General features: G+C 68.6%; 13 protein-coding genes and 1 pseudogene. 6 read left to right on the forward strand and 8 right to left on the reverse strand.

Annotated features, from left to right (window positions below; all coding sequences use genetic code 11):
- Positions 1–15 precede the first annotated feature (15 nt).
- From IG75_RS0126805 to IG75_RS0126825, 4 genes are all read left to right on the forward strand, one after another.
- Positions 16–990 (forward strand): metal ABC transporter ATP-binding protein, encoded by a 975-nt coding sequence (locus IG75_RS0126805; RefSeq protein WP_081877160.1) that lies wholly within the window; start codon positions 16–18, stop codon positions 988–990.
- Positions 991–1,857: a metal ABC transporter permease gene (locus IG75_RS0126810; RefSeq protein ID WP_030524116.1), complete on the forward strand. Its 867-nt coding sequence runs from the start codon at positions 991–993 to the stop codon at positions 1,855–1,857.
- 81 nt (positions 1,858–1,938) lie between these two features.
- On the forward strand, positions 1,939–3,108 hold the full coding sequence (locus IG75_RS0126815; RefSeq protein ID WP_030524117.1) for an acyl-CoA dehydrogenase family protein: 1,170 nt from the start codon (positions 1,939–1,941) through the stop codon (positions 3,106–3,108).
- Positions 3,109–3,660: 552 nt separating this feature from the next.
- Positions 3,661–4,458: an enoyl-CoA hydratase/isomerase family protein gene (locus IG75_RS0126825; RefSeq protein ID WP_030526027.1), complete on the forward strand. Its 798-nt coding sequence runs from the start codon at positions 3,661–3,663 to the stop codon at positions 4,456–4,458.
- Between the two features lie 6 nt (positions 4,459–4,464).
- Here IG75_RS0126825 and IG75_RS0126830 read toward each other — a convergent pair whose 3' ends face one another.
- The 6 genes from IG75_RS0126830 to carD form a co-directional block, all read right to left on the reverse strand.
- The gene (locus IG75_RS0126830) at positions 4,465–4,740 is read right to left on the reverse strand and encodes a DUF4190 domain-containing protein (RefSeq protein WP_030524119.1); all 276 of its coding nucleotides are present in this window, start codon (positions 4,738–4,740) and stop codon (positions 4,465–4,467) included.
- A gap of 159 nt (positions 4,741–4,899) precedes the next feature.
- Positions 4,900–5,868, reverse strand: coding sequence for a 23S rRNA (guanosine(2251)-2'-O)-methyltransferase RlmB (gene rlmB / locus IG75_RS0126835; protein WP_030524120.1), 969 nt, complete (start codon positions 5,866–5,868; stop codon positions 4,900–4,902).
- A complete protein-coding gene (gene cysS / locus IG75_RS0126840; protein ID WP_030524121.1) occupies positions 5,868–7,274 on the reverse strand; it encodes a cysteine--tRNA ligase in 1,407 nt (468 codons plus the stop codon). The genes rlmB and cysS overlap by 1 nt, the downstream gene beginning before the upstream one ends.
- A 249-nt stretch (positions 7,275–7,523) precedes the next feature.
- The gene (gene ispF, locus IG75_RS0126845; protein ID WP_051715022.1) at positions 7,524–8,036 is read right to left on the reverse strand and encodes a 2-C-methyl-D-erythritol 2,4-cyclodiphosphate synthase; all 513 of its coding nucleotides are present in this window, start codon (positions 8,034–8,036) and stop codon (positions 7,524–7,526) included.
- A gap of 2 nt (positions 8,037–8,038) precedes the next feature.
- Positions 8,039–8,743, reverse strand: a complete 705-nt coding sequence (ispD, locus tag IG75_RS0126850; RefSeq protein ID WP_156059208.1) for a 2-C-methyl-D-erythritol 4-phosphate cytidylyltransferase — start codon at positions 8,741–8,743, stop codon at positions 8,039–8,041.
- An 11-nt stretch (positions 8,744–8,754) separates the two neighbouring features.
- The gene (carD, locus tag IG75_RS0126855) at positions 8,755–9,243 is read right to left on the reverse strand and encodes an RNA polymerase-binding transcription factor CarD (RefSeq protein WP_011206964.1); all 489 of its coding nucleotides are present in this window, start codon (positions 9,241–9,243) and stop codon (positions 8,755–8,757) included.
- Positions 9,244–9,725: 482 nt separating this feature from the next.
- On the opposite strand from carD, the gene IG75_RS0126860 reads away from it, so the two are divergent.
- Positions 9,726–10,361: a copper chaperone PCu(A)C domain-containing protein gene (locus tag IG75_RS0126860; protein ID WP_307689629.1), complete on the forward strand. Its 636-nt coding sequence runs from the start codon at positions 9,726–9,728 to the stop codon at positions 10,359–10,361.
- A gap of 517 nt (positions 10,362–10,878) precedes the next feature.
- A pseudogene (gene radA / locus IG75_RS0126865) lies at positions 10,879–12,237 on the forward strand (DNA repair protein RadA); the annotation flags it as partial.
- A gap of 7 nt (positions 12,238–12,244) precedes the next feature.
- Here radA and IG75_RS0126870 read toward each other — a convergent pair.
- Entirely contained in the window at positions 12,245–12,916 is a 672-nt protein-coding gene (locus IG75_RS0126870; protein ID WP_030524126.1) for a hypothetical protein, read from the reverse strand.
- A gap of 76 nt (positions 12,917–12,992) precedes the next feature.
- The gene (locus tag IG75_RS0126875) at positions 12,993–13,616 is read right to left on the reverse strand and encodes a carbonic anhydrase (RefSeq protein ID WP_030524127.1); all 624 of its coding nucleotides are present in this window, start codon (positions 13,614–13,616) and stop codon (positions 12,993–12,995) included.
- Positions 13,617–13,663 lie beyond the last annotated feature (47 nt).

Genomic DNA, 13,663 nt, shown 5'->3' on the forward strand with positions numbered 1-13,663 from the left:
AACGGATGGATCGATATGAGCAGCGATATCGCCTCGACAGCGCCCCGTGCCACGACGGGCGGTGACGGCAGTGTCGCGGCCGAGCGCTTCGACGACTCCGCTCGGCCCGCGCCGGAACCCGCCGTACGGCTCGAATCGGCCACTCTGGCGTTCGGCGACCGCGTCCTGTGGCGGGAACTGGATCTCAGCATCGCCCGGGGTGAGTTCATCGCGGTGCTCGGGCCGAACGGCTCCGGCAAGACATCGCTGCTCCGGGTGCTGCTCGGCCAACTGGCTTTGAGCTCGGGCAGTGCCCGGATCGCCGGCGCCGCGCCGCGCGCGGGTCACCCGGATATCGGTTACATACCGCAGCAGCGCACCATCGACGCGGGTGTGCAGTTACGCGGCGTCGATCTGGTCGGTCTCGGCGTGGACGGACACCGCTGGGGGCTGGGCCTGCGAGCGCGCGCCGAGCGCCGGCGCAAGGTCGCCGCCGCGATCGCCGATGTCGGTGCGGAGAGGTTCGCCAGGGCCCCGCTGGAGAGCATGTCCGGCGGCGAACAGCAACGGTTGCGGGTGGCGCAGGCACTGGTCGGCGACCCCGCGGTACTGCTCTGCGACGAACCACTGCTGAGCCTCGACCTGGCCAGCCAGCAGCTGGTCTCCGGGTTGATCGACGCCCGGCGCCGCCGCCACGGCACATCGGTACTCTTCGTCACCCACGAGATCAACCCCATCCTGCCGCTGGTGGACCGGGTCCTCTACCTGGTCGGCGGGAAATTCCGGATCGGCACCCCGGACGAGGTCATGACCTCCGCGGTGCTCTCGGAGCTGTACCAGACCGAGGTCGACGTGCTGCGTGTCCGGGGCAGGCTGGTCGTGGTCGGCACCGGTGACACCATGGACGCCCTCGGCACCGCCGGCGCCCACTGCCACGGGGAGCCGGGGACCCCGCACGCCGGTGACCCCTTGGCCGAACTCACCCAGCGAGCGGGACAGGCGAACGGGTAGATGGACAAGCTCTCCGAGGTATTGGGCGAAATCTTCGATATCCAGACCACCGCACACCTGCTCGGCTACGACTTCGTACAGCAGGCCGTTGTCGCGGCGGCCCTGCTCGGGCTGCTCGCCGGGGTGATCGGCCCGCTGATCATCAGCCGGCAGATGTCATTCGCGGTACACGGCACCAGCGAACTCTCGCTGACCGGTGCGGCCGCCGCGCTGCTGGTCGGCGCGGGCGTCGGGCTCGGGGCGATCGCCGGTTCTGTGGTGGCGGCCGTGCTTTTCGGCGTGCTCGGCACCCGGGCCAGAGAGCGCGATTCGGTGATCGCGGTGGTGCTGTCGTTCGGACTCGGCCTGTCGGTGCTGTTCCTGTGGCTCGGTCCCGAACGCGCGGGGTCGAAATTCTCGCTGCTGACCGGGCAGGTCGTGAGCGTCGGTTTCGGCGGGCTGACACTACTGGCCACCTGCACTGCCGCGGTGCTCGCCGTACTGGCCGTGGTGTACCGTCCGCTGCTGTTCGCCAGCACCGATCCGGAGGTCGCGGTGGCCCGGGGTGTGCCGGTGCGGGCGCTGTCCATCCTGTTCGCGGTGATGCTCGGGATCACGGCGGCCTTCGGTGTCCAGATCGTCGGCGCCCTGCTGGTGCTCGCACTGCTGATCACCCCGGCGGCCGCGGCCGCGCAGCTGACCGCCGACCCGGTGCGCGCCACCGTGCTTGCGGTGATCTTCGCCGAGATCGCCGCAGTGGGCGGCATCCTGTTGTCGCTGGCGCCGGGGGCGCCGGTCTCCACCTTCGTCACCACGATCTCGTTCGTGATCTACCTGGTCTGCCGGGTGATCGGGGCGCGGCAGCGTCAGGTCGCCCGGGTCCGCTGAGCACCTGAGGGCAGGTGCCTTCAGTCCGGGCGGCGAAGTTTCGTATGCTCGTCCTCAACGCCCCCGGACGAAGGTGACCACATGATCGACTTCACGATTCCCGCCGAGCTCGCCGCCGAACGTGACCGGGTCCGCGCATTCGTCGCAGACAAGATCGTGCCCTACGAGCGCGACCCGCGACTCACCTCCCACGGCCCCACCGACGAACTCCGCCAGGAACTCGTGGAACTCGCCCGCGCCGAGGACCTGCTGACCATCCAGGCTCCCACCGCGCTCGGTGGCCGGGGCCTCACCCACGTGGAGCAGGCGGTGCTCTACGAAGCCGCCGGCTGGTCGACGCTGGGTCCGGTCGCCATGAACTGTGCCGCTCCGGACGAAGGCAATATGTTCCTGCTCTCCAAGATCGCGAACCCCGAGCAGACCGAGCACTACCTCCGGCCGGTCATCGACGGGCATCAGCGCTCGGTATTCGCCATGACCGAACCCGACGGCGCCGGCTCCGACCCCGGCCAGCTCGCCACCACCGCCACCTTCGACGGCGAGAACTTCGTCATCGAAGGCCGCAAATGGCTGATCACCGGCGCCAACGGCGCCAAGACCTGGATCATCATGGCACTGCTCGGCGACAACCCCCACCTCCCCGCCGGACCCACCCTCTTCCTCACCGACGGCGACCGCCCGGGCATCGTCATCGAACGCACCATGAACACCATGGACCGCAACTATGTGGCCGGGCACTGTGTTGTCCGCTTCGACAACCTCACCCTCCCGAAGTCGGCGCTGCTCGGCGAAGCAGGCCAGGCACTGCGCTACGCCCAGCTGCGCCTGGCCCCCGCCCGCCTCACCCACTGCATGCGCTGGCTCGGCGCCGCCGAACGCGCCCAGAGCATCGCCATCGACCACGCCAAAACCCGCACCGCCTTCGGCAAAACCCTCGGCGAACACCAGGGCGTCTCGTTCATGATCGCCGACAACGAGATCGCGCTGCACCAGTGCCGGCTGACCATCTGGCACACCTGCTGGCTCATGGACCAGGGCAAGAAGGCCCGCCACGAGAGCTCGATGGCGAAATCGTTCGTCTCCGAGGAACTGTTCAAGGTCGCCGACCGCTGCGTCCAGATCCTGGGCGGCATCGGCGTCAGCGACGAGACGGTGGTCGAGATGATCTTCCGCGATATGCGCCCCTTCCGCCTCTACGACGGCCCCACCGAGGTCCACAAATACGCCATCAGCCGCAAAGTACTGCGGTAGTTCTCGCGCGCTTGCTGAGGGCCTGCGTGCTCTGGCGTGCTGCCGCGGACGGGATCGAGCTTGTGGGCTGGTCCGCAAAGGTGGGGAAGGCGGGCTCGCTCGTGAAGGTGCTGTTTATTTGCGGCGCCTGCGGCGCCCCGGGGTCGAGGCCCCCTTGGTCCCGCCGTTCAGGCCTCGGGACTCGAGCCTTCGGCTCATGCGACGTGCGGTGGACCGTCCATAGAGCGCGACCTTTGAGCACCTTCGGCCAAGGGGCGGGACGGGCCTCGACCCGTTTCAGTGCCTCGTAAGACTCGGCACCGAGTGGGGGCTGATGTTCGTGAAGGCGATCAGACGCAGGCGGGCGGGGTGGTCGAGTCGGCTTCCGATTCGAACGAGTCGGCATCCGAGCCGGCCATCGAATGCCGCCGCAACCCGCATGCGTCGAGTCTTACGAGACACCTCAAAGGGTTGAGGCCCGTCTCGCCGTTTCGGCCTCGAAAGCGCAGGAGCCGAAGGCTCGAGTCTCGAGGCCGAAACGGCGAGACCAAGGGGGCCTCAACCCGTTCGGAATTGCTCGTCGATGTCTCAGCGGGCATCGCCGTCCTCACGTTGAATCGGCCGGCGAAACAGAACGCCTTCAATCCTGCGATGACCGAGGCCCTGGGGGCCGCGCTGAAACGGTGTGACACCGAGGACGCCATCCGGGTCGTGGTGATCACCGGTACTCCGCCCGCTTTCTGCGCGGGCGCCGATCTGTCGGACCGGGTGGGCGAGGTGAGCGCGAGTATCGATCCGCCGCCGTTCCGGGTGCGCAAACCGGTGATCGCGGCGGTCAACGGGCACGCGGTGGGTGCGGGGCTGGCGCTGGCGCTGCAGTGCGATCTGCGTTATATGGCCGACGACGCGGTCTACGCGCTGAGCCAGGTCCGGCGCGGGGTCCTCGCCGACGGCTATGTGCACTGGACGCTGCCGCGGCTGGCCGGGCTGGCCAATGCCGCCGATATCCTGCTCACCGGCCGTACCTTCGACGGGGCGGAAGCCCGGGCCATGGGTTTGGCCAATGCCTGCCTGCCGGCGGCGGAGGTGGTGCCGACCGCGATGGCGGTGGCCCACGATATCGCGGGCGGCTCGGCCCCGTTGAGCGCCGCGCTGTCCAAACGGCTGCTGTGGGAGGGCGTCGGACTGGAACCGGACGTGGTCGCGCGGCTCGAAGCCGATCTGAACGAGCACATCGCCGAGGGCCGGGATGCCGGAGAGGCGATGGCGGCCTTCCGGGAGCGCCGCCAGCCCTCGTGGTCCGGCTCGATCAATGACGAATGGCCGAACTGGGCGCGAACGAAATGGTCCGGGCAGCAGAGCCTGGATTGACGCCGCTCAGCCCCCGCCGAGCAGCACCACCAGGAACAGCACCGCCATCACGACCATGAGGATGGTGCCGATGACGCCCAGGATGAATCCGACGACAACCTGCGTGTGGCCACCGTATGCGCCGCCGGACTCCTCGATCTGATCGAGTGCGCGTTTACCCATCGCCCAGGCCACCGGTCCGGTCAGCCCGCAACACAGCACGCTGAGCGCACCGAGGAACAGCACCGCTGTCGCATGCGGGTGCTCTACCGGCTTACCGATGGGCGCGTTGGGTATCACCACATGACGAATTCTACGGTGCGGTGCCGGATTTGCGGTCCGGGCGCGGCGGATTCACTTCCGAACCGCCCGCTGACCGCTCCCCGACACGCCCGATCACCGCGCCGAGCCGGCGGCCACCGACCCGTCGGCCGGCGCGGACGGGACGCCGTGCTCGGACGTTCAGGCGCGGCGCTGCCGGGCGGTTTCGGCCAGCACCACGCCCGCGGCGACGGAGGCGTTCAGCGATTCCACCGGGCCCGCCATCGGGATGCTCAGGACCGAATCACAGGTCTCACGGACCAGCCGCGACAGCCCCTTGCCCTCCGATCCGACGACGATCACCGTCGGGACGGTGGCATCGAAATCGTCGAGGGACAGATCGCCGCCGGCGTCCAGGCCCACGATCTGAACACCGGTGGCGGCCCAATCCTTCAGCGTGCGGGTGAGATTGGTGGCACGGGCGACCGGGAGCCGGGCCGCGGCGCCGGCGCTGGTGCGCCACGCGACAGCGGTCACACTGGCGCTGCGGCGCTGCGGGATCACCACACCGTGCCCGCCGAAGGCCGCGACCGAGCGGACGACGGCGCCGAGGTTGCGCGGATCGGAGATATTGTCCAGCGCCACCAGCAGTGCCGGTTCGGCGGATTCCCTGGCCCGGGCCAGCAGGTCGTCGGGGTGGGCGTACCGGTAGGGCGGCACCTGCAGCGCCACGCCCTGGTGCAGACCGTTGGAGCTCATCCGGTCCAGATCGGTGCGCGGCACCTCGAGAATGGAGATCCCGGTATCGGCGGCGAGGCGGACGCTCTCGGTGAGCCGCTCGTCGTTCTCGGTACCCACCGCCACGTACAGGGCGCTGGCCGGAACCCCGGCCCGCAGACACTCCACCACGGGATTGCGGCCCAGCACCAGTTCGGGGCCGTCGTCGCTGCGCCTACCGGCCGGACGCCCGCGACCGGGCGGATTGTTCTGCGCGGCTTTGGCTTTCGCCGCCGAGCGACGCGCCGCCGGATGTTTGGTGCGCTGTTCGGCCGGTGGCGTCGGCCCGCGGCCCTCCAGCCCGCGACGCCGCTTGCCGCCGGACCCGACCACGGCGCCCTTCTTGGTGCCGCCTTTACGAATCGCACCGCGACGTTGTGAATTGCCGGCCATCAGCCCGCCTTTCCAGGGGTAGGTGCGCCCAGCGACCATTCGGCACCGTTGGGTGTATCGGTTACTTCGATTCCGGCCGCCTGCAGCCGATCGCGGACCGCGTCGGCGGTCGCCCAGTCCTTGGCCGCCCGGGCCTGCTGCCGCCGTTCCAGTTCGGCGCCCACCAGCACGTCCAGGGCGGCGTCGGCGGCCGAATGATCGGCAGCGCTGTGCCAGTGCGGGTCGAGCGGGTCCACGCCCAGGACATCGAGCATGGCCCGGATCTGCCCGGCGTGTTCCCGCGCGGTGTCGAGCACGCCGGCGTCGAGGGCGCGGTTGCCTTCGTGCACGCCGTGGTGGATCTCGGCGAGCGCCTTCGGCACCCCGAGATCATCGTCGAGCGCGGCGGCGAATCCGTCGGTCCATTTACCCATCGGAATATCCCCGCCGCGTTCGGCCACTCGCTGCACGAACGCTTCGATCCGCTGATAGGACTGGGCGGCATCGTGCAACGCCTTGTCCGAATATTCCAGCATCGACCGGTAGTGCGCACTACCCAGGTAGAAGCGTAATTCCACCGCGCGCACCGATTTCAGCACATTCGGAATGGACAGCACATTGCCGAGCGATTTCGACATCTTCTCGCCGCCCATGGTGACCCAGCCGTTGTGCAGCCAGTACCGGGCAAAACCGTCCCCGGCCGCCTTGGACTGCGCGATTTCGTTCTCGTGGTGCGGGAAGACCAGGTCCATTCCGCCGCAATGGATATCGAATTCCGGCCCCAGATAGAACTCGGCCATGGCCGAGCACTCCAGATGCCAACCGGGCCGCCCGGGGCCCCAGGGCGAGGGCCAGGTCGGCTCGCCCGGTTTGGCGGCTTTCCACAGCGTGAAATCACGAGGATCGCGTTTACCGAGGCCGGCGCTCTCGCCCTGGTGCACATCTTCGAGCCGATGCCCGGACAGATGTCCGTAATCCGGGTAGCTCCGGACATCGAAATACACATTGCCCGCGGAGGCGTAGGCGTGCCCCCGGTCGATCAGACGCTGCATCAAGTCGACCATCTGGGTGATATGGCCGGTCGCGCGCGGTTCGGCGGACGGCGGCAGCACACCGAGTTGCCGATAGGCCTGGTCGAAGGCGCGCTCGTGCGTCGCCGCCCATTCCCACCAGGGTCGACCGGCCGCGGCCGCCTTGGCGAGGATCTTGTCCTCGATATCGGTGACATTGCGGATGAACGCCACGTCCGAACCGTTGGCCGCCAGCCACCGGCGCAGAATGTCGAAGGCGACCCCGCTGCGTACATGACCGATATGGGGTAGCCCCTGCACGGTCGCCCCACACAGGTACACCGAGGCGTGGCCGGGTACCAGCGGCGTGAAATCACGCAGGATCCGTCTCTCGGTGTCGAACAGGCGCAGCGTCACGGCAGTCGATCCTAGTTTCGTGTATGGATTGCACTCGGATTTGGTGCAGGGGGATATGGGCAGGGTAGCGGTGCGGCCGGGTGTACCGGCAGTCGGCTCGGCCGCGCGTGGGAACTTCGGTATTCCACTGCCGCGGGTTCACGGCCGGCAGTTGTCGCGCCGAGCGGCTCACCGGCTCGAACCGATCACCGGAGAGACCTGCTCGGCCCGGCGCCGGGCCACAGAACTGAGCGGGCGGCCTCGCGGGCCCTATGCCGGTCGCACCTCGCCACCGTCTCCGGGCTGTCCACTCGGCCGCCCGGGACAGTGCAGCAGCGCGGTGGCGACCGCGGCGATCCCCTCACCACGCCCGGTGAGACCCAGGCCGTCACTGGTCGTACCGGAAACCGATACGGGCGCGTCCAGCAGATCGCCCAGCACCTGCTGGGCCTCGGCGCGGCGCGGACCGATCCGCGGCCGGTTGCCGATCACCTGAACGGCGGCGTTGACGACCTCGTATCCGGCGTCGTCGAGCAGTCGCCGCACTTCTTTCAGCATGGCGGCCCCGGAAACCCCGGCCCATTCCGGCCGGCCGGTGCCGAAGACCGAGCCCACATCCCCCAGGCCCGCCGCGGACAACAGGGCGTCGCAGAGGGCGTGCGCGGCGACGTCACCGTCGGAGTGTCCCGCGCAACCGTCCTCGCCGTCGAACAGCAAACCGGCCATCCAGCAGGGACGACCCGGTTCGATCGGATGCACATCGGTACCGATCCCCACTCGCATGTTCAGCACGGCGTCACCGCCGGGCGCGCGGTGAGCAGGGATTCGGCCAGGCGCAGATCGAGCGGGGTGGTGATCTTGAAGGCCAGCGGGTCACCGGCGACGGTACGCACCTCGACGCCCAGCCGCTCCACCAGGCCGGCGTCATCGGTCGCCGAGCCCGCGTCGGCGTACGCGGCATGCAATGCCCCCGCGGCGAAGCCCTGCGGAGTCTGGATGGCCCGTAACGCCCCACGATCCGGTGTACCGGTGACCTTCCCGCCGGAATCGACGGTTTTCACGGTGTCCACCACCGGCAGTGCGGGCACGACCGCGGGATGACCGGCACGCAGCTCGTCCACCACCCGGGCGATCAGCGCGGGCGGAGTGAGCGCGCGGGCCGCGTCGTGCACCAGGAAGAACGCCGTATCACCGGCCGCGGCGAGGCCGGCGCGTACCGAATCGGTGCGCTCGGCGCCGCCGACCACGATCCGCACCGGAGCATCGGGGGGTAGGAGAGCTGCCGTCCGGTCGACGTGTTCGGCGGGCACCATCACAATGATCTCGTCGACGACCGCGGCAGCCACCAGCCCGTTCACAGCCAGTGTGAGCATGGGAGTGCCGCCGATCGGGACGAACGCTTTGGGTTCATCTGCACCCAAGCGCACGCCACGACCGGCGGCAGGAACCAGTGCGGTGACGGGACCGGCGCCACGGCCGGGACCGTCTATTTTGTGCACGATCAGGAAGCCGCGGCGAGGACCTCGTCGAGAAGCGTCTCGGCCTTGCCGTCATCGGTGCCCTCGGCGAGCGCAAGCTCCCCGACGAGGATCTGCCGAGCCTTGGCCAGCATCCGCTTCTCGCCCGCGGACAGGCCACGATCCTGTTCCCGGCGCCACAGGTCGCGAACAACCTCGGCCACCTTGTTCACATCGCCGGAGGCGAGCTTCTCGAGGTTGGCCTTGTAACGGCGGGACCAGTTTGTGGGCTCTTCCGTATGCGGCGCACGCAGCACCTGGAAGACCCGATCCAGACCTTCCTGGCCCACTACATCGCGCACGCCGACATATTCCGCGTTTTCCGCGGGAACCCGAACAGTGAGGTCACCCTGTGCGACCTTCAGGACCAGATACTCTTTCTGCTCACCCTTGATGGTGCGGGTCTCGATAGCTTCGATCAAAGCCGCCCCATGATGGGGATAAACGACGGTATCTCCGACCTTAAAAATCATGTGTCCCGTGCCCCTTTCGATGTTCACAGTTTAACACGCGACTCGATAACGGCGCGATCAACTGCGCAGGTCAGGGCCACAACGACCAGGTACTGGGGCTTGACAGGACGAGTTTGGTGTGCATCACGTTGTGCCCGAACGGGTGTCGGGCACGGGCCCTCCGAGGGCATATGTAAACCCACTCCACGCGGTCGCGCAAGTGGGTCGCGGAGGCCCGATCGTTACCGGTCAGCGCGACGCGCCGGGATATACGCGACACCCGGCCGAAGAGGCGTTCCACGACGCACACAGGGGGCGGTGCCGAGACTACGATCCGCGAGCCACCGGACACACCGTGACGTGCGACAAATCACACACCGCGCGGCACGTAATCCCCCCTGACACCGCCCGGTGCTCCCCAGGCCCGAACCCAACTACTACAGTGCCTAGTTGGAGTGCGCCCACTCGGACATGGAGGACAACCCGTGACTGCCCTGACTGCTGTGACTGCCGCTGGCCCGGTCCCGACCCGGCGGCGCCGCATGGTGGCGGCCGCCGCGCTCGCCGCCGGTGCGGCGCTCGTCCTGTCCGGCTGCGGCGCCGGCCAGATCTCCCAGACCGCCGTACAGGTCGCCGCCATCAACGGCAACACGGCCAACGCCGGCGATATCGCCCTGCGCAACGTGCACATCGTGTTCCCCGGTAGCGGCACCACCACCCACACCACCGGCGGTAAGGCCGCGCTCGCGCTGTCCATCGTGAACAACGGCGCGGTGGGCACCGACGAACTCACCGGCGTCACCACCGACCTCGGGACCGTCCAGATCACCCCGGCCAAAGGCGACAAACTCGAGATCGCCCCCTCCGAGACGGTCGTGGTCTCCACCCCGCAGGCCGGTGCGGAAACCCACACCAGCGGCGAAACGATCAAGACCGAAGGCGGCGAGACCACACCCGCCCGCATCGAGATCACCGGTCTCACCAAGGACATCATCCCGGGCCTCGCATACGACGTCACCTTCAGCTTCAAGAACAATGGGAATGTCGTGGTCCAGGTCCCGGTCGACGCCGGTGTAGAAGCGCCTCGGCACGAATCGGAACTTTCCAAGAGCACCACGGGCTCGGCCGGCGGCCACTGAGCTTTCCGGGCGCCGATGCCGACCTGCCGGAGTCCAGGCCCTCGGCTTCGGCGCCGAGCGAATCGAGCAGGCGCGCTCCACGGGGCGGGTTCGGTCGCCGAGGCATGGACGTTGGCCTGCTCGTGAAGGTGCTGTGTTTTTGGCGGCGCCTGCGGCGTCGCGGGGTTGAGGCCCCCTTGGTCTCGCCGTTTCGGCCTCGGGACTCGAGCTTCGCTCATGCGACGTGCGGTCGGCCTTCCACGGAAGGCCGACCGTTGAGCACCTTCGGCCAAGGGGCGAGACGGGCCGCAACCCTTTGAGGTGTCTCGTAAAACTCGACGCATGCGGGTCGCGTCGGCATTCGATGTCTTGATCGGATGCCGACTCGACCGCTCGGTTGCCTGGCGTCTGATCGCTTTCACGAATAGCGGCACCCTCTTGGTGCCGAGTCTTACGAGGCCCTGAAAGGGTCGAGGCCCGTCCCGCCGTTCAGGCCTCGAAAGCGCATGAGCCGAAGGCTCGAGTCTCGAGGCCTGAACGGCCCGTCTATCGGTGTTCGGAGTGCGCGCACGAAGTCGCCAAATGGGTCGGTAAGTGTCCCGGTTGCGGGTCCTGGGGGACCGTGGACGAGGCGATGCCGGTGGCGGCCGCGGCGGCGGGACCGGCGCGTAAGGCGATGCTCCCGAGTACCGCCGCGGCGCCGATCTCCCGGATCGATTCGCAGACGACCACGGCGCGGCCCACGGGGGTGTCCGAGCTGGACCGGGTGCTGGGCGGTGGGATCGTCGCGGGGTCGGTGGTGTTGCTGTCCGGTGAGCCGGGAGTGGGCAAATCGACGTTGCTGCTCGAGGTGGCGCATCGCTGGGCGCGGCAGCGCGACGAGCGGGCCCTCTACGTGACAGCGGAGGAATCGGCGGGACAGGTGCGCTTGCGCGCCGACCGGACGGGTGCGGTGCACGACCGGGTGTATCTGGCCGCCGAATCCGATCTCTCGGTGGTGCTCGGACATGTCGATCAGGTGAAACCCACACTGCTGGTGGTCGATTCGGTACAGACGATGCTGGCCGCCGATACCGACGGCGTGATCGGGGGCGTCACCCAGGTACGAGCGGTGACCGCGGCGCTGACATCGCTGGCGAAGGCGAGCGGTATCGCCGTACTGCTGGTGGGACATGTCACCAAGGACGGCGCGGTCGCCGGTCCACGCACACTGGAACATCTGGTCGATGTGGTGTTGCAATTCGAGGGCGACAAGAACACCACGTTGCGGATGGTGCGCGGGATCAAGAACCGGTTCGGCAGCGCGGACGAGGTGGGCTGTTTCGAACTCCACGACGACGGAATCACCTGTGTGACAGACCCTTCCGGCCTGTTCCTGCACCATCGCGCGGATTCGGTGCCGGGTACGGCGGTCACCGTCGCGATGGACGGGAAGCGGCCGCTGGTGGGCGAGGTCCAGGGGCTCACGGTGGAAACGCAGGCGCCGGCGCCCCGCCGGGCCGTCAGCGGCCTGGACTACAACCGGGTGGCCATGGTGCTTGCGGTGCTGCAGAGCCGGTGCGGTCTCTATGTCGGCAAGCAGGACATCTACGCGGCCACTGTGGGCGGTATGCGGCTCACCGAGCCCGCCGCGGACCTCGCCGTCGCGCTCGCCATCGCCAGCGCGGCCCGGGATACGGCGCTGCCGCCCGGCTGGGTGATCCTCGGCGAAGTGGGGCTGGCCGGGGAGGTCCGGCGGATCACCTCGGTGACCCGCCGGCTCGCCGAGGCCGAACGACTCGGGTTCACCACCGCGGTGGTCCCGCCGGGCACCGACGGTAAGGCCACACCGATGACCCTGCACGAGGCGTCCAGTCTGCGCGGCGCGCTGCGGTTGGCCGGCCTGACGAAGAAGTGACCGGCGCTCAGGCGATGTTGAAGGGTTCGGGCGCGCTGTGCACCGAACCCATCTGCGCCACCACGTTGTAGGCGCCCGCGGGTACCTGCACCCGCTCCCCCGCGCATTCCGGCTGCGAGGTCGCGCCGGTCCAGGTCACCGTGAACGCGGCCTGCTCACCGCGGTCGAGGGTGCGCACATCCGGATCGCCGTCGGGAAAACAATCCGTGCTCGCCCACAGTTGCCGCCCACCGTCGAGCGAATGCACGGATACGCGCTGCAGCCCGGATCCCATGTCCCGGGTGCACGGCGCACCGGAGATATTGGTGATCACGATGCCGAATACCGGTTCCTCACCCACCTGGTAGGTGGGCTGCCCCACCGACACCTTGATCGCCAGTGACTGGTCGGCACATTGGTCCGAGGCCGCCGGGGTGGGTTCGGTAGTGCGCGTACCGGATACCGTGCCGGACGCCCGCGTACCGGTGGCCGTGGTGGTGGACGCCGCGGCCGGCCCGGGGCCGGGCTCGGTGGTCTCGGAGGTCGATGCCGCCGCGGCGGCATCGGGCGCGTCACCGCCCCGGGAGACGGTGACGGCCAGCCAGATCACCACCGCGAGCGCGACCACGAGCGCGCCGATGGCGAACACACGACGCCGCCAGTAGATCTCCGGCGGTAACGGTCCTGTCGGTTCCAACACGTGTCAACGGTAAGCGCAGCGGGCGGCAGCGGTCGTCAACGGCACACCCGAAGGTGGCGCCGACAGCGGCCACGGGTCAGACGGTCTCCCCGATATTGCCGACCACGCGATGTAGCTTCGCCCGGCCGTCGACCAGTTTGTAGGTGACGCAGGCGATCGCGCATTTACCGGCCGCCACCCGCTCGGACACGATCATCGACCGCTCCATCAGCAGGCGGCTGGTCTCCACCACGTGGCGGGCTTCGAGCTCGTCCACCGATTCGAGCCCCTCGCGGCGCCCGATCAACATCGACGGCGTGACCTTCTCGACGATGCTGCGGATGAATCCACCGGGTACCTCGCCGCCGTCCAGCGCCTCGAGGGTCGCTTTGACCGCACCGCAACTGTCGTGCCCGAGCACCACGATCAGCGGTACATCGAGCACGCCGACGCCGTATTCGATCGATCCCAGCACCGCCGCGTCGATGACGTGGCCCGCGGTGCGCACCACGAACATATCGCCGAGCCCCTGATCGAAGATCAGTTCCGCGGCGACTCGGGAATCCCCGCAGCCGAACAGCACGGCGGTCGGATGCTGGCCGGCGACGAGCTTGGCTCGATCGGCGGCCCCCTGGCTAGGATGCAGCAGCGTGCCGTTCACGAAGCGCTCGTTGCCTTCGCGCAGCGACTTCCAGGCACTTACCGGGTTGGACTGAGGCATGGTGTCCATTCTGCACGATTCGATGGGCTCGCTTGCTTCCGTCCCGT

Source organism: Nocardia rhamnosiphila NBRC 108938 (assembly GCF_000720425.1).
In the GTDB taxonomy this organism is placed as follows: Bacteria; Actinomycetota; Actinomycetes; order Mycobacteriales; family Mycobacteriaceae; genus Nocardia; species Nocardia rhamnosiphila.